The organism is Vibrio fluminensis, assembly GCF_015278125.1.
GTDB classification, from domain to species: Bacteria; Pseudomonadota; Gammaproteobacteria; order Enterobacterales; family Vibrionaceae; genus Vibrio; species Vibrio fluminensis.
Genome location: NZ_JADILO010000006.1, coordinates 149146 through 171214, shown reverse-complemented (window position 1 = coordinate 171214; position 22069 = coordinate 149146). Strand labels below are relative to the sequence as shown.

Genomic DNA, 22069 nt, shown 5'->3' with positions numbered 1-22069 from the left:
GAGGAGTTGGGTCTGTACTCGTTGCGAAATGGGTATGAGTCACTAAAAGTATATTCGGAACCGCCGTATGCGACCCACGCTTGTACGGTGGTGTGAGAGGACGGAGGCCGTGAGGCCTCCTCCTACTCGATTGGTCTCGTTACTATAAACCATTTAATTTTGTGGCTTAAACCGTCGTTGGGACGCCACTATGGAACTTGAAATCCTGATCAGGGCTGGAGATAAGTTCTGCTTCTACTTGGCCGAACATCGCAACGCGATCAGAGATATCCTTACCCGCAATTTCTTCAGCCAATACGAGGTAATCTTGATAATGCCTTGCTTCTGAACGCAGTAGCGAGATATAGAACTTGGCGATGTCTTCTTCCATATACGGCGCCAGCTTAGCAAACCGCTCACAAGAGCGCGCTTCAATATAAGCGCCAATAATCAGCTTATCGATGAGCGTTTGCGGCTCATGGGTGGCCATTTTTGACAGTAAGCCTTTTGCGTAACGGCTGGCAGGAATAGGGCGGTATTCAATTTTGCGACTATCCATGATTTCGAGTACTTGATAGAAGTGATGTAGCTCTTCTTTGATTAATAGCACCATTTTATCAATCAAATCTTGGCTGTATGGGGAACCTGATTTCGCCATAATGGATTTAGAAATGTTGCTTTTGCCTTTCAAGGTTTCAAGCGAACCGATGTCACGGTACGCGAAATCTTCATATGGCTTAAACCAATTCAACAGATTGTGAGTGCTGTTTTTATCCACCGCATATTTGCGGATCAGGTACATAGCTGATTGACCTGCCTTGAGCTCACAAAGTAAGTGATCAATTAAAACAGTCGCAAGGTTTTCTGGTTTGCGCGCTTCTTCAATCCATTCATCTGGTGTTGGACACTGCAGAAAGTGATTAATGGGTTCGAGTAATTGTTGGTATTGTTCTAGCATGACTTTACTTGGTAACAAAAAAGGTCGCAACTGCGACCTTTTAACAGGGTTATTGGTACAATATTACCACTTTTTCTTTTCACCAAAGAGCGCATCCATATCTTCTTCGCGCTGCTTGTCGACAATCTGTTGCTGTTCTGATGCGCTCTGAGATTGACGACGCTTCTCTAGGTCATCAAACATCGCTTGAAGTTTCTCTCGCGCCTGAATTGAATAAGGGTCTTCTTTGGTGCTAAGGACTTGAAGGCCTTTACGCAATAGTTGAATAGCCGTGCCAGGTTGACCGCGTACAATGGCATCGTTTGAACGTTTAATAACGTTTTCAATATTGATGCGTAATTGAATAGTTTCCAGACGCGCATTTTCTGCAACGTAAGCTTCAGTATCAAAACGGCCTTTATTGTGTTCGTTACGAATGGTGTCGCGCAGTCGCTTAACCAGCTTTAGCATTACGATTGCTTGCTTATCATTACTTGGTGCTTTGAATACAGCGCTATCTCCACCTTGAAAGTTCTCTTTCAACGTTTCGATTTGTTGCTTTACGTGCTCAACACGCTGCTCGAGCTGCTTATTTTTAGGATCAAGCTCGTACATATTTTGTACGGCATCCAGAATACGGTTATTTAGGCACAACAAAAGACTCTTGCTGTACGGCATGTGATGAGCGTGGCCGATCAACTCTTCAGTGGCATCGATAATGGCAATGTATCGCGCACTTTCTTGCTTTTTGGCTGTGGCAACTTTCGCGTTGTATTGCAGGATCATGTTGTAACCCAAAACGAGTACCAACAAAATTGCGACCAGAGCAATGATTAAACCAATATTCATAAATTCCATTATCTTAGTTTGACGACGGCAAGCCCTTAAGGATACACGATTCTTTAGAGCGACGGCACCAAATATTCCAACATCCCAACATTATTACTTGTTGGCTGTTCGATTTGTATTGAAAAGCTGATTTCTGGCTAGAAACTGAGCTTTCGCTAGCAAAATTTCTATTTGTAAACTCAAATTGTGCTTTGTGTTGCGGCTAAATTACCAATTTCACTACCAATTTAACCAAAGAGGCGTTATAACTAAATATTATAAAGTATGTAATGATGCTTTAAGCTTAAAGTAGTGCTTATACCCAAGCGACCTTTTTACTGCACGAAACTGTGATAGGTTACTTGGGTATAGCCATATACCAGCATATCGATAAGGGATTACGAGGCAAAGAATGAAGTTACAACAACTGAAGTACATTGTTGAAGTCGTCAACCACAATTTAAATGTCTCAGCAACCGCTGAGAGTTTGTATACTTCGCAACCTGGTATCAGTAAGCAAGTTCGCTTGCTGGAAGATGAGTTAGGCATCCAGATTTTCGAGCGCAGTGGTAAACACCTCACTCAAGTCACGTCTGCTGGAGAAGATATCATTCGAATCTCGCAAGAGATCCTTGCGCGCGTTGAGAGCATAAAAGCTGTTGCGGGTGAGCATACCCATCCTGAAATGGGCACGTTAAATATCTCGACGACGCACACGCAAGCGCGTTATGCCTTGCCTGATGTCATCAAAGGTTTTACCACACGTTATCCAAAAGTTTCACTACACATGCATCAAGGTACGCCAAGTCAAATGTCGGAAGCGATTGCGAAAGGTACGGCAAACTTTGCTATTGCTACCGAAGCGTTGCACCTTTACCAAGATGCCGTGATGTTGCCTTGTTATCATTGGAATCGCTCAATTGTTGTGCCTAAAGATCATGCTTTGGCGCAAAAATCACGCATTACTATTGAAGATCTTGCCAGCTATCCGCTGGTGACTTATGTATTTGGCTTTACGGGTCACTCAGAGTTAGATACCGCGTTTAATAAGGTAGGTTTAACCCCTCGAGTCGTCTTTACAGCCACGGATGCGGACGTGATTAAAACTTATGTACGTATGGGGATGGGTGTCGGTGTGATTGCCAGTATGGCGATTGATAAAGATCAGGATGACGATTTGGTCGCCATCGACGCTAGCCATATCTTTGGCGCGAGTACCACCAGTATCGGTTTCCGCCGCGGTACTTTTTTACGCTCTTATATGTTCGACTTTATGGAGCGTTTTGCTCCGCATTTGACCCGTCCAGTGGTGGAACAAGCACTCTCGCTAAAATCTAATACCGAGATTGAAGAGATGTTTAAGGACATCGTCTTGCCAGTGCGATAATTCACTACTCAAATGGCTTACTTCCTTCTAGAATTGGCGCACGCTATGCGCGCAGCTAAACTGAGGGAAGTATGCTCACATCATTTCAATTTATTGATTCCTACCTGACTGAACACCAGAAATTCTGGCGCTTTGAGCCATTTTTGGTTTCCGAGCAGTTGCAACTTCCTTGGTTATCAGAACAGGCTGCATTGTGTCAGTGGTTAGACTCTCTCACTCCTGAACAAATTGAAGAGTATAAGCAGCACTTTGATCGACTCGCATTGGCGTGCCAGCCATTTTTTCCAAGTCTAAATGCCTTTCTTGAACAACAAGAGTTAAATACGGTACCGCTGGCTGGTTTGCAGTTAGAGCGTGGAATTGATTCGGGTGTACCGGGACGCAAGCTTGAGCAAATCATTGCTATGGGCGAGTCCGCCTTACAAGCAGCGAGTGGTAGTGAGTGGCTTGAGTGGTGCTCGGGTAAAGGTTTTCTTGGGCGAATTCTTGCCAGCCAAAGCCAACAAAAGGTCACCAGTTTTGAGTATCAGCAAGCGCTGTGTGAAGCGGGACAGATTGAGGCGGACAAGCAAGGTTTGCCAATGAAATTTGTGCAAGGTGATGCGTTTGCCACTGAATCAGAGCAAGTCTTTAACGCTCATCAACATGCGGTTGCCTTACACGCGTGTGGCGACCTTCATGTCAGCCTGATAAACAAAGCTGTAAAGCATCATTTACCAGCAATGAGCATATCACCTTGCTGTTACCATCTCATTCAAGCGGAGCGTTATCAAGCCCTCTCGAATGCGGCAAAACAATCGGTTTTAAATCTGACGAAACAAGAGTTGCGCATTCCTTTGCAAGAGTTAGTTACTGGCGGTGAGAGAGTTAAGCGCCATCGTTTTGAGGAGATGAGTTATCGTCTCGCTTTCGATATCTTGCTGCGCGAAACGCTGGGTTATGAGCATTACCTGCCAATTCCAAGTATTAAGAAGTCGCAACTTGGTGAGGGTTTTGCTGCGTTCTGCCTCTGGGCGGCAAAGCAAAAATCACTCGTATTACCCGAGTTTGATGCTGATGAGTTTTTGGCTAAGGGGGAGGCGCGCTTTTGGCGAATGGAAAAGCTCAGTTTAATTCAGCAACTGTTTAAGCGTGGTATTGAGCTATGGTTAGTTCTCGATAAGGCGCTTTATCTCGAACAGCATGGTTATAATGTTGCTGTTAGCGAGTTTTGTAGCCGAGAAGTCTCACCGCGCAATATATTGTTGCAGGCAAAAAAGAACAGCTAAATCGATAGATAAATTCTTTAGCAGTAAGCGTAGTGAGATGCGCTTACTGCGTTCAAAATCTCGGTTCTATTCACCAATAGTGCGGCTTCTATTTAGAGTAATTCCCCATCTGAATGACAAAACTACGTTTATTACTTTTCCACCCCTCTCTGTTGCAAGTCTGCTTTTGTTGCTTTGATGTTAAAACCTACTTCCCATTTGTTTTACGAATTGGTAATAATGGACGAAGTGCACAAAAAGTGTACGTATAAAAATTAAAACTAGCCGTTGCCCACAGGGCGTAGGCAACTCACAACATCCCCCCATCATTGCTTAAATCAAGGAGTTAAGATGAAAGCAGGCAAAGCAATTGCAACCGCCGTTCTTGCAGGTGTAGCACTACTATCTTCCAACAGCATTATGGCGAAAACAGCTAAAGTGGCTGTTTCTCAAATTGTCGAACACCCAGCATTGGATGCGACTCGTCAAGGTCTCGTTGATGGCTTAAAGGCGAAAGGGTACGAACAAGGTAAAAATCTCGAGTTTGATTATAAGACTGCGCAAGGCAATCCAGCGATTGCCGTTCAAATTGCGCGTCAATATGTGGGTGAAAGACCGGACGTTTTAGTTGGCATCGCGACACCGACAGCGCAAGCATTGGTCTCGGCAACTCGCGATATTCCAGTAGTATTTACGGCGGTTACCGACCCGGTTGGCGCCAAGCTAGTGAGCCAATTGGATCAGCCTGGTAAGAACGTAACGGGTCTTTCGGATCTGTCGCCAGTGGGACAGCACGTCGAACTGATTAAAGAAATCCTACCTAATGCTAAATCAATTGGTGTGGTGTTCAATCCAGGTGAAGCCAATGCTGTGACTTTAGTTGATTTGCTCAAGCAACATGCGAAAGAGCAAGGTCTAGAAGTCGTTGAGGCCACTGCGCTGAAAAGTGCTGATGTGCAATCGGCCACTCAAGCGATTGCTGCAAAATCGGATGTGATTTACGCGCCTACGGATAACACAGTGGCCAGTGCGATTGAGGGCATGATCGTTGCTGCCAACCAAGCGAAGACTCCGGTACTTGGTGGTGCCACTTCTTATGTCGAAAAAGGGGCGATCGCAAGCTTAGGTTTTGATTACTACCAAGTAGGTGTGCAAACGGCAGACTATGTAGCGGCAATTATTGAAGGCAAGCAGCCGGGCACATTGGACGTTAAAGTGGCTAAAGGTTCCGACTTAGTGGTAAACACTGGTGCTGCCAACAAGCTGGGTATTGAAATCCCACAATCCGTACTGGATCGCGCAACTAAAAGCGTTAAATAAGTTGTCATCGGTTAACTAGGGCAGTATCTGCTGGCCTAGTTATTAAGCAGAAAAGGGAGTTTGTATGTCTGCTTTTGCTTTTTTCGGTGCGCTTGAGATAGGTCTGGTTTATGGCTTGGTCGCGTTGGGTGTATACCTAACGTTTCGCGTACTTGATTTTCCTGATTTGAGCGTCGATGGGAGTTTCCCCATGGGTGCTGCGGTTGCTGCGACTGCGATTGTTGCAGGTATTGACCCTTGGGTCGCCACTGGCATGGCAATTATTGCTGGCGCAATGACGGGCTGGGTAACGGCGTTTCTTGCAGTAAAATGTGGAATATTGCACCTTTTAGCCTCAATTCTCACCATGATCGCGGCATTTTCTATCAATATTCGTATTATGGGGCGCCCCAATATGGCGTTGCTTGGCGAAGAAACCATCCTAACCCCCTTTGAAACTTTAGGTGACCCGGTATTTATTCGTCCGCTAGTGGTTGGGGTATTGGTGCTGATTTCCGCTTGGTTTGTGGTGCGCCTACTTAACAGTGACTTTGGTTTAGGCTTACGTGCCACAGGTGTTAATGCGCGCATGGTTTCGGCGCAGGGCGCGAGTACTTCCTTCTATACCTATTTTGGCTTGGCTTTATCCAATGGATTTGTTGGCTTTGCTGGAGCGCTATTTGCGCAAACCAATAGTTTTGCCGATGTGACCTCTGGGGTAGGGACCATAGTAGTTGGCCTTGCAGCGGTTATCTTAGGTCAAACCTTGATTCCTGGTCGTAAGATCTGGGTGGCCGTCGTGGCGGTTATCGTGGGGTCAGTGCTGTATCGTCTCGCAGTAGCGTTTGCGCTCAGTACCGGAATGTTTGGTCTGCAAGCCTCAGACTTGAATTTAGTCACCGCCGTCTTGGTCGCGTTTGCGCTGATTGCGCCAAAAGTGAGGAGTCACCTTAGAGCAAAAAAGCCGATTAAGGCAAACGCCTCAAATCGTCAGAGTAGTAGCCAAAATAAAGGATCAGGAGAAGCGGTATGATTCGGTTAGAAGATATTCAAGTGACCTTTAACCCCGGTACGATCTTGGAGAATCGAGCACTAAAAGGTGTTCATTTGGAAGTGCCAGAGCATCAGTTTCTAACCGTGATTGGCTCTAATGGTGCCGGTAAATCGACACTATTAGGTGCCGTGACGGGAGAAACCCCTATGGTCGGCGGGCGAGTACTGATTGACGAACAAGATGTGACTAAACAAACCGTCGCCCAGCGAGCAACGCAATGTGCAAGGGTGTTTCAGGACCCACTTGCGGGTACTTGCGGTGATTTAACCATTGAAGAGAACATGGCATTGGCTTACATGCGTGGTAAGCGTCGTGGTTGGAGTCATTCACTTTCCTCTAATCGTCGTAAGTTATTTCAAGAACGCATCAGTATTCTTGGCTTAGGTCTAGAAGATCGTTTGGGTGACAACATTGGCTTATTGTCTGGCGGACAACGTCAAGCGGTAAGTTTGGTGATGGCGACGCTTTCAGAAAGTAAGTTACTGCTGCTTGATGAGCATACAGCCGCGCTCGACCCTAGAATGGCAGCCTTTATCATCGATCTGACTAAACGAATTGTGAAAGAGTTCAATCTCACGGTGATGATGGTCACTCACTCAATGAAAGATGCGTTAGCTTGTGGCGACCGTACGGTGATGTTGCACCAAGGTGAGATTGTCCTTGATGTCGCCGGCGAACAACGGACCAATATGGGCGTGCCTGATTTGTTAGAGATGTTCTCTAAAGTGCGTGGGGAAGAGTTGGCTGATGACAGTCTGCTGCTAAACTGATTGCCGTAACATATGCCGCCGTTTGTCGGTTGATTTTGTCACCACAAACGGTTTTTGTCGAACATAGTTTAGAAGGGGGGGGGATGTTTCAACGTTACGGCTTTATCGTTAAAGCCGAAGGTTATGATTATCTTTCTGATAGCAGTAATATGGCAACAACTGGTTTTTCCACCAATATGGTAGGAGTCACTAGTGATGAGGATGCAATAGCCGTCGCTAATCAAATGATTGCCGATGGTATTGAAGTGATTGAGTTATGCGGTGGTTTTGGCAAAGAGAGTGCTGAGTATATTGTTGCAGCGTTAGCTACCGATGTACCGATTGGGTATGTCCGCTTCGATGAAGACGAACAACGTAAGCTGGATAGCGTACTTTCTAAGAGTAGAAAGCAATAAAAAGCGGCGTTTGATTCACAATCGTCGCTTTTTATTATTACTTTATTCGCAAGTTTTAGGCTGCTTGCAATGCATCACGGTAGCGGTGCAGATGCTCAACGATCGGCGCAGCTTTATTGAAGGTGCGAATTTCACGGAACAACTCGGCAGCTTCAGGGTATTGGTTACGCAAATAGGCGAACCATTGTTTAATGCGGTTCGGGTAGTAGAGCCCTTTGTCGCCTTTGATTTCGTACTGAGAGTAGACCAGCATCAATTCAACGACTTCTGACCATGGCATCACAGTAGCATTATGTTTCACCACATTGCCAAGGTTTGGCACATTGAATGCGCCGCGACATACCATCAGTGAATCGACGCCAGTCGTGGCAATGCAGTTCTGACCATCTTGATAATTCCAAATCTCACCGTTGGCGATGAGTGGAATGGAACTGCGTTGGCGAATTTGGTTGATGTAATCCCATTTGATTTCACTTGCCTTGTAACCGCCTTCTTTAGTGCGAGCGTGAACCGTCAGCTCATTGGCACCTGCTGATTCGATAGCACTTACGATTTCAAAACAGTCATCTGGGTTTTCCCAGCCAAGGCGAATTTTCGCTGTTACTGGAATCGTATCATCGACTGCATCACGGCACGCTTTGACGACGCGATGAATTAATTCAGGGTGTTGCAATAGCGCCGCGCCACCTTTGCTCTTATTCACCAGTTTTGCCGGGCAACCAAAGTTAAGGTCGATGCCTCTCGCGCCCAGCTCAGCTGCCATTACCGCGTTTTCTGCCATCCAGTGTGGATCTTGACCAAGCAATTGCACGTGTACAGGTACACCTGACTTGGTTTGAGAACCTTGGTCGAGCTCAGGGCAAAGACGTTTAAATACGTGTTCTGGTAAACGTTGATCGACCACGCGCACAAACTCAGTGACACACAAGTCGTAGTCATTGATGTCTGTAAGGATCTCACGCATTAGGTGATCTAAAACGCCCTCCATAGGGCCCAAAACTACTCGCATAAAAAACGCCTCCAATTAGGGAGGCGTGATTTTAGAGCGATGGGCGACAAATGTCACGAATGCTAGGAAAAAGGTTTTTCAACGACCTTGTTAAATAGCCCTGTTTTTGGGTCGTAGTACAAGGTAGGCAACTTTTCACCAACCTCATATCCATCGGTGTAATGATAATAGCATTGCTGTTCACCAGTGTACCAAGTGATGATATTGGCTTCGCGACCGTATACTTGCGTGCCGTGTCGGTCAACGGTTAGATCGGTATTGAGCAGTGAGCGCCACAAATCAATGCAGTCATCACCTTCTAGATGGTCAGGTTTATTCCCTGATCGCAGAGTTAATGGGTAGCCAGCCACTGATGGGTAGATATTGCCTGTCGCGTAGTCAACTACGCCAGTGGGCTCTCCTTCAGTTAACCACTTTGAGTGATACATCTGAACGGCATTGATAAAACTTGAAAATGCCGCATCGGCACGAGCTTCGTGCGCGTCACGCTGATAGCTCATAAACCTTGGCATCGCGACAATCGCTAATAGCGCTAAGATCACGATAACAACGACGAGCTCGATTAAAGTAAAACCAAAATTTTTATTGTTTTTCATAGTATCTAATCAGCAACAAGTAAATGTAAGTAAATGTTTCTTGGTTGATTATGCAGCAATTGCGACGCACATCACAGTGATATTTGTGTCAATTTTGCAGATTCATATTGAATTCATTAACAAAGTGTTAGTCTGAAATTCGCTAGGTGCAGGCGCTGTAACATAAGAGTCGAATTCATTGCTCGGTATTGTCAGTGACCCCAAACCTTTGTCGGGGTATAATCCGTGCCTTAATTTTTTAGATAGATTGCGACATGAATTACCAACTTATTGCTTTAACTGACACACAATGCCAAGAATCTCAGTTGTTTATTGAAGGGGTTACCCTCGCTGCTAATATGGCGACGAAACCTTTGCAGCCAGAAGAATGGCTAGAGCAAGTGTTTGGTGATAATGCTGAGCAGCTAAATAAGCGAGTGGTTGGACAAATTAATCACCAATACAGCTTTTTAAAACGCAATGAATACTCATTGCTTGATTTAGTTGCCGGTGACAACCAAGCTGAAAACTTAGCGGATTTTGCAGAAGGCTTCATGTCGCTATGGCCAACGATTGAAAATCAGTGGCTAGAGACCAATATTAGTGATGGCACGTTGCGCATGCTGCATGCCATGTTGACGACGTTTATGTTGGCTATTGATGAAGAGCAGACGCGCACTGAAATGCAGCAAGCGGGCATTGAGACGCCTCCATCTCTGGCAGATTTTATTGAACAGTTAGATTTGATGATCAATGAAGTGGCTCAAGCGGCTGATGAAGCTTTAGTTGGTGCAAAAGGTCAAAGTGTTAACCCATATAAAGAAGTTGGGCGTAATGACCCTTGTACTTGTGGCAGCGGCAAGAAATTTAAACAGTGTTGCGGAAAGTAGCTCTGCAACTAAGTTGACTTTGCTCGGTCATAACCTCTTAGATAACAAGATATAAAGTCATCATCGAACAGATTCAGGAACAAAATTAATGAAAAAAGCACTATTACTACTTTTGGCGAGTTTTTCAGTTTGGGCTTCTCCTCAACAAGAACTGAGCGAGCGTTTGCAGCAAACAGAAGGCTTCAGTGCCGATTTTGCACAACGTGTCACTAGCCCAGAAGGTGATGTGGTAATGGAAGGCCAAGGTGAGGTCGAGATCGCTCGCCCGAGTCTGTTCCGCTGGACGACTACACTACCGGATGAGAATGTGCTGGTTTCAGATGGCAAAACCTTGTGGTACTACAGCCCGTTTATTGAGCAAGTAAGTATTTACTGGCAGGAGCAAGCGACAGAGCAAACGCCATTTGTTTTGCTGACTCGCAACCGTGCTAGCGATTGGGATAACTACAATGTGGTGCAGCAAGGTGACATCTTTACCTTGACGCCAACAGCGGTTGATAGCAATCAAGGTCAGTTTAAATTAGAGATCAACGATAAAGGTGCGGTGAAAGGCTTTAGTGTGATTGAACAAGATGGTCAAACAAGTGCCTTTACCTTCTCTAATATTGATTTAAGTAAACCAAAGGCTAATCGCTTCACCTTTATTATTCCTGAAGGTGTAGAGGTTGATGACCAAAGGAATTAACAAGTGAGTAATTACTCGTTTGATTTTGCAGGGGACGAAGATTTTCGTCCCCTCGCTGCTAGAATGCGCCCACAAACGCTAGACCAATATATTGGTCAGCAACATATTCTCGGTGAAGGGAAGCCGTTACGCCGTGCGTTAGAAGCGGGACATATTCACTCGATGATCTTGTGGGGGCCGCCGGGTACCGGTAAAACCACCCTCGCGGAAGTGGCGGCGAATTACGCAAACGCGGAAGTCGAACGAGTGTCTGCGGTAACATCTGGGGTGAAAGAGATCCGTGCAGCGATTGAGCGTGCGCGCGAGAATAAGTTAGCTGGTCGACGCACGATTTTGTTTGTCGATGAGGTGCATCGCTTTAATAAATCTCAGCAGGATGCGTTTTTGCCACACATTGAAGATGGTACGGTCACCTTTATTGGTGCGACGACAGAAAACCCGTCTTTTGAGCTTAATAATGCACTGTTGTCACGCGCTCGCGTGTACAAGCTAACCTCTTTAGCAACCGCAGATATCCAACAAGCATTGCAACAAGCGATCAATGATAAAGAGCGTGGTTTGGGTAATGTTGCCGCTCAGTTTGTCGACAATGTGCTCGATCGTTTAGCTGAGTTAGTGAATGGCGACGCGCGCATGTCACTTAACTACCTTGAACTGCTTTACGATATGGCAGAAGACAATGCGCAGGGTGAAAAGCAAATCACTTTGCAATTGTTAGCGGAAGTCGCCGGCGAGAAGGTCTCGCGCTTTGATAACAAAGGCGACATTTGGTATGACCTAATTTCCGCGGTGCACAAATCGATCCGAGGTTCCAATCCGGATGCCGCGCTTTATTGGGCGGCGCGCATGATTGCCGCGGGTTGTGATCCGCTTTATATCGCACGTCGCTTGCTGGCCATTGCATCGGAAGATGTCGGCAATGCTGATCCGCGAGCGATGCAGGTGGCATTATCGGCATGGGATTGTTTTACACGCGTAGGGCCTGCAGAAGGGGAGCGAGCGATTGCCCAAGCTATTGTTTATCTTGCTTGCGCGCCCAAAAGTAATGCTGTCTATACCGCTTGGAAGCAAGCACTGACGGATGCGCATAACTTACCCGAATATGAAGTGCCTCATCATCTGCGCAATGCACCGACCAACTTAATGAAAGATTTGGGGTATGGTGAAGGCTATCGTTACGCTCATGATGAACCTGGTGCGTATGCTGCTGGTGAGCAATATCTACCGCCAGAAATGTTAGCAACCCGTTACTATCAACCGTCTAATCGCGGGCTAGAAGTTAAAATTGGTGAAAAGTTAGATTACTTGGCTAATTTAGACGCAAATAGCCCACAAAAGCGCTATGAAAAGTAGTGAATTTTGGATACATTTGTTCGGTTAATTATTTAGTGTGCACGCATGATGCGAGCACGCGATTTCACAACTCAAAGCATAGGATTAACAATGCTGGATTCTAAATTACTTCGTACAGAGCTGGATGAAACAGCTGCTAAACTAGCGCGTCGTGGCTTTAAGCTAGACGTAGAGACAATCCGTACACTTGAAGAACAACGCAAGTCCATTCAAGTAGAAGTTGAAAATTTACAATCCACGCGTAACTCGATCTCCAAAGAAATTGGCCAAAAAATGGCGGCTGGTGATAAAGAGGGTGCTGAAGAGATTAAGAAGCAAATTGGTACGCTTGGTAGCGATCTAGATGCTAAAAAAGTAGAACTAGAAGCAGTAATGGCGAAGCTTGATGAAATCACGCTATCTCTACCAAACATCCCTGCGGACGAAGTGCCAGACGGTAAAGACGAAAACGACAACGTAGAGATTTCTCGTTGGGGTGAGCCTAAGTCATACGACTTCGAGCTAAAAGATCACGTTGATCTAGGCGAAATGGGTGACGGTCTTGATTTTGCTAGCGCAGTTAAAATCACTGGCGCACGTTTCATCGTAATGAAAGGTCAATTTGCCCGTCTACACCGTGCTATCGCTCAGTTTATGCTAGATCTTCACACAGAAGAGCATGGCTACACTGAAATGTACGTGCCTTACCTAGTGAACGCAGACAGCTTGTTTGGTACAGGTCAGCTACCAAAATTTGGTAAAGACCTATTCCACACTGAGCCACTAGTTGAGAAAGTGAACGACGAAGAACCTCGTAAACTATCACTGATCCCAACAGCGGAAGTACCAGTAACCAACCTAGTACGTGACACTATCTCTGAAGAGGCAGATCTGCCATTGAAGATGACGGCGCACACTCCATGTTTCCGTTCAGAAGCAGGTTCTTACGGTCGTGATACTCGTGGTCTGATCCGTATGCACCAGTTCGACAAAGTTGAACTAGTACAAATCACTAAACCAGAAGACTCAATGGCTGCGCTTGAAGAGCTAACGGGTCACGCTGAGAAAGTTCTACAACTTCTAGAGCTTCCTTACCGTAAAGTAGTGCTATGTACTGGAGACATGGGCTTCGGTTCACACAAAACTTACGATTTAGAAGTGTGGGTTCCAGCTCAAGAGACTTACCGTGAAATCTCTTCATGTTCAAACATGTGGGACTTCCAAGCACGTCGTATGCAAGCTCGTTTCCGTCGTAAAGGCGAGAAGAAACCTGAACTTGTACACACGCTAAACGGTTCTGGTCTAGCAGTTGGTCGTACTATGGTTGCTATTCTTGAGAACAATCAAGAAGCTGACGGTCGTATCCGTATCCCAACAGTACTTCAGAAGTACATGGCGGGTGCTGAGTACATCGGCGGCTAATCAGCGACAAATGAATTTGAAAACCGGCTTGCGAGCCGGTTTTTTTGTAGCTTGGTTCTAATATTGTTAGTTGTGTTATTTAGCGTGTGATTGTACGCAGGAAAGAAAATATGACCGAATTTGAAAAGATGATAGCGGGTTTGGCATTTGATGGTGGTGATGAGTCTATTAATCAAATTCGTGATCGCGCCGCGCTGTTATTGGCGGATTTGAACAAAGCCACCGCTGAGGACAGCCGTGAAGTACTCTATCAAGCACTGTTTGCTCAGTATGGTCGAGGCAGTATTATTCGCTCACCGTTCTCATGCGAGTTTGGCCAAACGATTAAGATTGGTGCAAAAACCTTTATCAATATGAATGCGACATTCTTAGATGGCGCGCCAATTACCATTGGGAATCATGTACTGATTGGACCGAATGCCCAATTTTATACTGCGGGGCACTCATTGGATTATATGAGCCGCCGTAACTGGGAAACATTCTGCAAGCCAATTGTGGTCGAAGATGATGTTTGGATTGGTGGCAACGTAGTGATTAACCAAGGCGTGACCATTGGTGCTCGCTCAGTCATTGCGGCTAACTCGGTAGTCACTAAGGACGTAGAGCCCGATTGTCTCTATGGTGGCACGCCAGCGAAACTGATTCGTCGCCTAGAATCAGCGCAGCAATAATTTCGAGTTGGTCACGCTATATACTCAAGTGACTTCAAGATGCTGGATTCAGAGCATTGCCACTGATTCGAGTGCAAGGATAACTGCGAAGCGGAATAGTGAACTATTTCTCGCTTGGTGAGAATTTTGGCAGGACCTGGCTCGCGCATGCTTGGTTGAAATGGCATCATTTCTTAGATGACCTAATTCTATTAGTCACTGGCGTTACTCAGTCAGTGACTCCTCAAAAATAAAGAGCAACCGATAGTGAAATCAGAACGAAAAGCGGCAACCATTTTAATACTGGCCACCATTTTATCGGCCTTTGGTTGGATCTTTTCTAAAGAAACCATTCAAGGTCTACCGCCGTTTGGTTTTGTTGGACTGCGCTTTTTGCTCGCGTCGTTATGTTTGCTCCCATTCTGTTTTGGTGCGCTAAAGCGAGCAAGTTGGCATGATATCCGTTCTGCGGCGATGGTGGGGTGTTTACTTGCTACGGCATTAATGAGCTGGATTCACGCGATTTCAATTAGTGATACGCTGGGGGAAGGGGCGTTTATCCTCAGCCTCTCGATGCTGATGGTGCCTTTTGTTGCTTGGGTGTTATTTGGGCAACGACCGAAACGTATTTTCTGGGTGTCATTGCCTGTCGCGATGAGTGGCTTAGCGTTTCTTTCACTAAAAGATGGCTGGCAGAGCTCGACCAGTCAATTGTGGTTTCTTTTCAATGCCGTCGTATTGGCATTGCACTTCAATGTAAACAGTAAGTATTCACAAACCTTACCGATTCTGCTGCTTACCTGTATTCAATTGTTTGTGACGGGTGTTATTGGTTTGACGGCCAGTGCGATTTTTGAATCGGTCCCTGTACATGTGGAACCTTCGATTTGGGGATGGTTTGCTGCTAGTACGATTCTAGCCACGGCATTGCGTTACGTAATGCAAACCACGGCGCAAAAACAGATCATTCCTGGTAATGCAGCCTTAATCATGATCCTCGAACCTGTTTGGACGGTTTTCTTGAGTATCGCTTGGTATGGTGAACAAATTTCGTTGAATAAGATGATTGGCTGCAGTTTGATTTTATTCGCGCTGATCCTCTACCGCACTGATGGTAAGTTTGCCACATTGTTGCGACGCAGTTAAATAACGATTCACTCCAATTTTTACTTAGTACACTTTTTAAGCTCGCTCTCTCTTTTGTTAAAGTTATTTCTTCCAGCTAAATAAGTCTAATTGAAATTTAAAACTAATATTGGAATTTTCTTGGAGTTCTATCTGGCATTTGTGTGATGCACATAAAATACGCATTACATGATTGTTGCAATATTTGCAGTGTGAAGTGATCAACGTTTTGTTGTGATGTTTGAGTTATGAGCGAAAAGTGAACAATTGATTTCCATCAAATTTGTAGGGTTTTACTGTGTTAAGTTGGTCGCAATTAGCACTAATTTGCATGCATAAGGCAGTGGTGTTTTCTCATGCAATTAAGACTAAAAACACGCCCTACAAGGAAATAACAATGAAAAAAGCAATAATCAGTTTAGCCGTACTTACAGCCCTCACTTCAGCCTCAGCATTTGCTCATAAAGAAGGGGATTTTATCGTCCGTGCCGGTTTGGCATCGGTTGTGCCTAATGATGATAGTGGTAAAGATTTAGGCGCGAAACTGGAAGTCGGTTCTAATACCCAGCTTGGCTTAACCTTTGGTTATATGTTTACCGATAACATTAGCTTTGAGGTCTTAGCAGCCACGCCTTTTTCCCATGATATCTCGCTGCAAGGTGATGATGTGGCAGAGACTAAGCATTTACCACCAACCTTTATGGTTCAGTACTATTTTGGCACCTCTGAAAGTGATTTTCGTCCTTATGTCGGTGCGGGCGTAAACTATACGACATTTTTTGATGAGAAAATCGATATTGCTGGCACGTCTTTATCTCTAGATGATTCTTGGGGGCTAGCAGCAAACATAGGCCTTGATTACATGTTGAATGATGATTGGTTTGTGAATGGCTCAATTTGGTATGCTGACATTGATACAACAGCAAAATTCCGCGGTGCGGTAAATGAAAATGTTGATGTCGAGATTGACCCGTGGATCTTCATGATTTCGGGCGGTTACAAATTCTAAACGCTTTTTGCTCGAAAGCTAGATTGACAAAAAGCCGACACGATGTCGGCTTTTTTAACGTTGGGTGCTGATGAGTGCAAGTGTTAAATGCTCATTTCACCGCGCAGGATTTGCTGCATTTTTTCTTTGATCTGCTCGTAGCTCAGGTTTTGGCTGAGTAAGTAATGCAACTTCGCCAGTGCCGCTTCTGGTGTCATGTCATAGCCACTGATCACGCCTGCTTCCGCGAGTGCACAACCTGTCGCGTAGCCGCCCATATTGACCTTGCCCGCTAAACATTGAGTTAAGTTCACCACAATCACGCCACGCTCTGAGGCTTCTTTTAAGTGCGCCAGTAACTCTGGGTTTTGCGGTGCATTACCGACGCCAAAGGTTAGCAAGATCATTGCATTAACTGGCTGACGTAGCGTGTTGCGAATCACTTCGTGCGAAATGCCTGGGTACATGGTGATCACGCCAATCGGCTGCGGTGTAATGTCATGGACTTTGAACTCACCTTGTGGCATTTCACCAACACTCACATGATTGCTCACTTGAATGTTGATGCCAGCTTCCAAAAGTGGTGGAAGGTTTGGGGAAGTGAAGGCATTAAAACCGTCGGCGTGTGATTTGGTGCTACGGTTACCGCGCATCAATTTATTGTTGAAGAACAGTGTGACTTCATTAATTGGGTAGTTCGCCGCAAGGTGTAGCGCATTGAGCAGGTTAGCTTGACCGTCCGAGCGCAGCTCGGCCAATGGTATCTGTGAACCCGTAATGATGACTGGCTTGCCTAAGTTTTCTAGCATAAAGGACAGTGCAGACGCAGTGTATGCCATGGTGTCTGTACCATGTAAGATCACGAAACCGTCGTATTTATCGTAGTTATCTCGGATATCGTCGGCGATCTGTTGCCAATCAGCAGGCGTCATGTCAGAAGAGTCGATCAGAGGCTCATATTCATGAATGGTGTATTCCGGCATCTCTGGACGATGGAATTCAGGCATGCTTGCTAACTGTTTCTCCATGAAACCTGCCACCGGTACGTAGCCGTGGTCATGGGATTTCTGCATACCAATGGTACCGCCAGTGTAAGCGATGTAGATGTGTTTTCTTGCCATTGCTTGAAACCAGTTTTGTTGTAGGGGGGAACAGAGGCGGGGATTATAATAGATGCTATATGGAATAAAAAGGGACATCTCCTGATGAGATGCCCCTAGGGAAGCGCAATTGTAGGTTATCAGGCGAAAATATCGCGTTTAAATGCTAGTAAACTTGGCAATTTAGACAGAACGTATATTGACCCTTAGGGTCGTTAAAGCTCTGTAGCAAGCCCATGTCTTGCGTGATTTGTTTGGCGGCTGGTTGTAGAGCCGCTGGTACAAATGCAGAGATATCAAGTCCTAACGACACGCGTACTTGATTCATAAAATCTTGTACAAATTGCTGCGCAGGCGTAAGCGGTTCTTCAACCCAATAAATATTGTAGCTATCCAGCTCAGCAAGCTCTGCGGCTAACGCGATGGCGTCATCAAAGTCACCCATTTTGTCGACTAAGCCAAGGTTCATCGCATCTTGACCTGTCCATACACGACCCTCTGCAATACCTTCCATTTGATCTAATGGGATATTACGGTTGTTGCTCACTAAGTTGATAAAGCGGCTGTAACCATGCTCGATACCAAGTTGAATCGCATCGGCAGCTTTATCTGGAATGCCTGTAGTCATACCAATGCCAGAGAGTGGCGAAGTACCGATACCATCAGTATAAACACCAATATTATTGAGCCCTTTCTCAAAGGTAGTGATGACACTGAAGATACCAATTGAGCCGGTGATAGTCGTTGGTTGTGCGACAATTTGGTCAGCGCCCATCGCAATCCAGTAACCACCAGAGGCAGCAACACTCGACATTGAAACGACCACAGGTTTGCCGGCTTGCTTAAGCGCGTCGACCTCATTGCGAATCACTTCCGAAGCGAAGGCGCTGCCCCCAGGGCTGTCTACACGCAGCACGACAGCTTTAACTTTATTATCGTTGCGAGCTTCACGCAGAAGTGAAGCGACGGTATCGCCACCCACAGTGCCGCGAGGCTGAGAGCCATCCATAATTGCACCACTTGCAACAACCACAGCGACATCGTTGTCATTAATATCGAAGCTAGGAGGTACGGATGCCATGTAGTCGTAGTAACCAACGTATGGGTAACTATCTTCGCCATCACTACCAAACGCATCAATCATTTCGTTGCGTACCTGCTGGCGTGTTGCTAACTCATCAACAAGGCCTAATTGCAGTGAAAGTTTTGCTAGGTCGCCATCGGCACTTTTGACCAGTTTTACGAACTGGTCCATATTGGGGTTCAGTGTTTCAGCGTCGATAGAGCGGTTCGTCGCAACATCATCGACAAAGGCGCCCCACAGTTGTCCAAGCCAACGTGATGCTGATTCTTTTGCTTCTGCCGACATATCATCACGAATAAACGGTTCAATAGCGGATTTGTACGTACCAACACGGAATACGTGTGTGTTGATGTCTAGCTTCTCAAGCAGAGTTTTGTAGTACATAGAGTAAGCGCTGTAACCTTTGATCATTACTGCGCCATCCGGTGCTAGATAAATCTTGTCTGCATAGCTGGCTAAATAGTACTGACTCTGATTGTAGAAATCGCCTACCGCATATACTGGTTTTCCTGAAGCTTTAAACTCGTTGAGTGCTTTGGCGATATAACGTAGTTTTGTCAGGCTCGTTTCTGGCATGTCGCGCAAGGCTAAAACGATACCTGTAATGTTGTCGTCGTTTTTGGCGTGGCGAATTGTGCTAACAATATCGAATAGCGCATTTTCACGCGGAAGGTCTTGTCCAAATAAAGATCCTGTTAGGGAATCCATTGGGTTCTGGTAACTAGATTGTTCAACAATAGGCCCTGAGATATTGACGATCAGTGCCGATTTTTGAGGGGCTGGCGGAGTAACGGCCGAGTCCACGTTAGTGTAAGCAAAATACACTAAGCCGATAAACGCTAAGAAAAGTAGGTTTGCTAAAGCTACGCGAACAAAAGTGATGGTTTTCCAAATGCCTTTGAAAAACAGCCCTATGTATTTAAATATGGTTTTCATTGTTTCTCCGCTGTGTTCCCCACAGGTTCTAACGACTAACCTCACATCCTACTGAATCTTAAGGAGTATCACCAGAGCCTTTCATTCTATTCATTATTAAATCTAGCCAAAGCCACTCTCTGCCGCCCAATTATTGCTCGGAGCAATTGGATTTCCGGCAATCAATAGAGTGGTGGCGATATGATATTGCCTCCCTACTATCTACGTCTTAAACCAGAAAAGTGAGCAATGTTGCGAATATGTAAACGCATGTTTGATTTTTGTGTAATTAGAACGTAATCTGGTCAGACCACAACAACAATAATGAAGTGATGTCTGCCATGTACCCAAATTTACTTAAACCGTTAGATTTAGGTTTCACCCAGTTGAGAAATCGCGTGCTGATGGGCTCAATGCACACTGGGCTGGAAGAGGACAAACAAGGGCTCGGGAAACTTGCGGCGTTTTATGCAGAACGCGCCAAAGGTGGAGTTGGGCTTATCGTAACGGGTGGTTTCTCTCCTAATCTGCGTGGTCGCCTACATCCGTTTAGCGCAGAGTTTAGTAAGCCAAAGCATGCTCAGGCACATAAGGTGGTTACCCAAGCCGTTCACGATAATGGCAGCAAAATTGCACTGCAATTGCTCCATGCTGGTCGTTATGCGATGCATCCCTTTGCGCAAAGTGCGTCAGCGATTAAAGCGCCAATCGCGCGTTTTTCGCCGAGTGAAATGAGCGTTAGACAGATCAATAAAACTATTAAAGCGTTTGCCAACAGCGCGTCACTCGCACAACAAGCGGGCTATGACGGTGTTGAAGTGATGGGCTCAGAAGGTTACTTAATCAATCAGTTTATCTGTCAGCGTACCAATACTCGTTATGACGAATGGGGTGGCAGTTACCAGAACCGCATTCGCCTCGCATTGGAAATTGTTAAAGCGATTCGTCATGAAGTCGGTGAGCAATTCATTATCATCTTCCGCTTATCGATGCTGGATTTGGTTGAGCAAGGCAGCACTTTTGATGAAGTGATTGAGTTGGCGCAAGCGCTTGAGAAAGCAGGTGTGACGCTAATTAATACCGGTATTGGTTGGCATGAAGCACGTATCCCGACGATTGCCACTCAGGTACCACGTGGCGCATTTACTTGGGTGACAGAAAAAGTTCGCCCTCATGTTTCTGTTCCTATCATTACTTGCAACCGGATTAATATGCCTGAAGAAGCGGAGCAGATCCTTGCATCCGGTCAGGCGGATATGGTTTCCATGGCGCGACCTTTCTTAGCCGACCCTTATTTTGTCGCCAAAGCGGAACAGCAAGAATCGCGATTGATCAATACTTGTATTGGTTGCAATCAAGCTTGTCTCGACAATGTATTTAAAGGTAAGGCTGCCAGTTGCTTGGTTAACCCTTACGCGTGTCGTGAAACAGAATTGCTAGAAAAACCAGTACATGACAGCAAAAATATTGCGGTTGTCGGTGCAGGACCTGCAGGGCTTGCGTGTGCGACAACGCTAGCAAAGCGTGGCCATCAAGTGGATCTATTCGAGCGTAATGATCGCATTGGCGGTCAGTTCCGTTTAGCGATGCAAATCCCAGGCAAAGAAGAGTTCCGTGAGACCATTCGTTACTTTGCTAATCAAATCGACGAAACTGGTGTCAAACTGCACCTTGAAACCGAAGCGAATTTTGACTTACTCAAAGAGTACGATGAAGTGATCATGGCTTCAGGAGTTGAACCGAGAAAAATTGCACTAGAGGGTAGTAAAGACTCGAAAAAAGTGATTGATTATCAAACGCTAATTAAAGAGAAGACTTATTTGGGTGACAAAGTTGCGATTGTTGGTGCCGGCGGCATTGGGGTTGATGTCGCGACGATGATCACCGAGCCGACCAATCATCAGCTTGATGACTGGTTACATGAGTGGGGCATTGATAAAGACATTGCCCATCCGGGTGGATTATATCCTTATCCTGATTCTCTTAGCGATAAAGAAGTGTGGGTACTTCAGCGTCGCCAAGGGCGCGTTGGTAAAGGCCCAGGTAAAACCACAGGTTGGATTCATAAGCGAACATTGGAAAAGCGTGGCGTGAATTTGCTTGGCGGTGTTGAGTACCAAGCCGTGACTGATGAAGGGTTAAAAATTAAGTATGAAGGTGAAACAACCACCATCCATGCTGACAGCATTGTGATTTGTGCTGGGCAAGTCTCTGTCAGACCATTTGAAGATAAATGGACGCAACTTGGCGATAAGTTACATGTTATCGGCGGTGCAGATCATGCTGGAGAACTCGATGCGGTCAGAGCAATTCGTCAAGGTGTCGAATTAGGTCTTAAATTGTAGTTGGTGAAAGTGATTTGAGTAGCCTAAGAGAAATAGCCCTCCAGTGGAGGGCT

20 protein-coding genes and 1 pseudogene are annotated in these 22069 nt (G+C 45.7%); 15 read left to right on the top strand and 6 right to left on the bottom strand.

Annotation, left to right across the window (positions count from 1 at the left end):
• Positions 1-96, top strand: a pseudogene (locus IRQ95_RS22385) (group II intron maturase-specific domain-containing protein); the annotation flags it as partial.
• 70 nt (positions 97-166) lie between these two features.
• On the opposite strand, the gene miaE reads toward IRQ95_RS22385, so the two are convergent.
• Together miaE and IRQ95_RS07005 are read right to left on the bottom strand one after the other, a co-directional pair.
• A complete protein-coding gene (gene miaE, locus IRQ95_RS07010; protein WP_194436271.1) occupies positions 167-937 on the bottom strand; it encodes a tRNA isopentenyl-2-thiomethyl-A-37 hydroxylase MiaE in 771 nt (256 codons plus the stop codon).
• A gap of 63 nt (positions 938-1000) precedes the next feature.
• Entirely contained in the window at positions 1001-1765 is a 765-nt protein-coding gene (locus IRQ95_RS07005) for a DNA repair protein (RefSeq protein WP_194436270.1), read from the bottom strand.
• Positions 1766-2156: 391 nt separating this feature from the next.
• Here IRQ95_RS07005 and cysB point away from each other — a divergent pair, with 391 nt between their 5' ends.
• The 6 genes from cysB to IRQ95_RS06975 all read left to right on the top strand — a co-directional run bounded on the left by cysB (position 2157) and on the right by IRQ95_RS06975 (position 7896).
• Positions 2157-3131: an HTH-type transcriptional regulator CysB gene (gene cysB / locus IRQ95_RS07000; protein WP_194436269.1), complete on the top strand. Its 975-nt coding sequence runs from the start codon at positions 2157-2159 to the stop codon at positions 3129-3131.
• Positions 3132-3202: 71 nt separating this feature from the next.
• Entirely contained in the window at positions 3203-4399 is a 1197-nt protein-coding gene (locus tag IRQ95_RS06995; RefSeq protein ID WP_194436268.1) for a methyltransferase, read from the top strand.
• Between the two features lie 330 nt (positions 4400-4729).
• A complete protein-coding gene (locus IRQ95_RS06990) occupies positions 4730-5698 on the top strand; it encodes an ABC transporter substrate-binding protein (protein WP_194436267.1) in 969 nt (322 codons plus the stop codon).
• A gap of 64 nt (positions 5699-5762) precedes the next feature.
• Positions 5763-6710, top strand: coding sequence for an ABC transporter permease (locus tag IRQ95_RS06985; RefSeq protein WP_194436266.1), 948 nt, complete (start codon positions 5763-5765; stop codon positions 6708-6710).
• Positions 6707-7501 (top strand): ABC transporter ATP-binding protein, encoded by a 795-nt coding sequence (locus IRQ95_RS06980; protein WP_194436265.1) that lies wholly within the window; start codon positions 6707-6709, stop codon positions 7499-7501. Before IRQ95_RS06985 ends, IRQ95_RS06980 begins: the two co-directional genes overlap by 4 nt.
• An 83-nt stretch (positions 7502-7584) precedes the next feature.
• Complete coding sequence (locus IRQ95_RS06975) at positions 7585-7896, top strand: DUF6506 family protein (RefSeq protein WP_194436264.1); 312 nt, start codon at positions 7585-7587, stop codon at positions 7894-7896.
• 55 nt (positions 7897-7951) lie between these two features.
• On the opposite strand, the gene dusC is transcribed toward IRQ95_RS06975, so the two are convergent.
• A complete protein-coding gene (dusC, locus tag IRQ95_RS06970) occupies positions 7952-8905 on the bottom strand; it encodes a tRNA dihydrouridine(16) synthase DusC (protein WP_194436263.1) in 954 nt (317 codons plus the stop codon).
• Positions 8906-8967: 62 nt separating this feature from the next.
• Positions 8968-9501, bottom strand: a complete 534-nt coding sequence (locus tag IRQ95_RS06965) for a type II secretion system protein (protein ID WP_194436262.1) — start codon at positions 9499-9501, stop codon at positions 8968-8970.
• Between the two features lie 254 nt (positions 9502-9755).
• On the opposite strand from IRQ95_RS06965, the gene IRQ95_RS06960 reads away from it, so the two are divergent.
• From IRQ95_RS06960 to ompW, 7 genes are all read left to right on the top strand, one after another.
• Positions 9756-10370, top strand: a complete 615-nt coding sequence (locus IRQ95_RS06960; RefSeq protein WP_194436261.1) for an SEC-C metal-binding domain-containing protein — start codon at positions 9756-9758, stop codon at positions 10368-10370.
• Positions 10371-10458: 88 nt separating this feature from the next.
• Positions 10459-11055 carry an outer membrane lipoprotein periplasmic chaperone LolA gene (gene lolA, locus IRQ95_RS06955; RefSeq protein ID WP_194436260.1) on the top strand — a complete coding sequence of 199 codons (597 nt, stop codon included), beginning with the start codon at positions 10459-10461 and terminating at the stop codon, positions 11053-11055.
• A gap of 3 nt (positions 11056-11058) precedes the next feature.
• Entirely contained in the window at positions 11059-12408 is a 1350-nt protein-coding gene (locus IRQ95_RS06950; protein WP_194436259.1) for an AAA family ATPase, read from the top strand.
• Positions 12409-12498: 90 nt separating this feature from the next.
• A complete protein-coding gene (serS, locus tag IRQ95_RS06945) occupies positions 12499-13809 on the top strand; it encodes a serine--tRNA ligase (protein ID WP_194436258.1) in 1311 nt (436 codons plus the stop codon).
• 110 nt (positions 13810-13919) lie between these two features.
• Positions 13920-14480, top strand: coding sequence for a sugar O-acetyltransferase (locus IRQ95_RS06940; RefSeq protein ID WP_194436257.1), 561 nt, complete (start codon positions 13920-13922; stop codon positions 14478-14480).
• Positions 14481-14726: 246 nt separating this feature from the next.
• Positions 14727-15605 (top strand): EamA family transporter, encoded by an 879-nt coding sequence (locus IRQ95_RS06935; protein WP_194436256.1) that lies wholly within the window; start codon positions 14727-14729, stop codon positions 15603-15605.
• Positions 15606-15981: 376 nt separating this feature from the next.
• The gene (gene ompW, locus IRQ95_RS06930; RefSeq protein ID WP_194436255.1) at positions 15982-16593 is read left to right on the top strand and encodes an outer membrane protein OmpW; all 612 of its coding nucleotides are present in this window, start codon (positions 15982-15984) and stop codon (positions 16591-16593) included.
• 83 nt (positions 16594-16676) lie between these two features.
• Here ompW and ansA read toward each other — a convergent pair whose 3' ends face one another.
• Together ansA and sppA are read right to left on the bottom strand one after the other, a co-directional pair.
• The gene (gene ansA, locus IRQ95_RS06925; protein ID WP_194436254.1) at positions 16677-17693 is read right to left on the bottom strand and encodes an asparaginase; all 1017 of its coding nucleotides are present in this window, start codon (positions 17691-17693) and stop codon (positions 16677-16679) included.
• Positions 17694-17838: 145 nt separating this feature from the next.
• On the bottom strand, positions 17839-19692 hold the full coding sequence (gene sppA, locus IRQ95_RS06920; protein WP_194436253.1) for a signal peptide peptidase SppA: 1854 nt from the start codon (positions 19690-19692) through the stop codon (positions 17839-17841).
• 311 nt (positions 19693-20003) lie between these two features.
• Here sppA and IRQ95_RS06915 point away from each other — a divergent pair, with 311 nt between their 5' ends.
• Entirely contained in the window at positions 20004-22016 is a 2013-nt protein-coding gene (locus IRQ95_RS06915) for an NADPH-dependent 2,4-dienoyl-CoA reductase (RefSeq protein ID WP_194436252.1), read from the top strand.
• Positions 22017-22069: the final 53 nt, after the last annotated feature.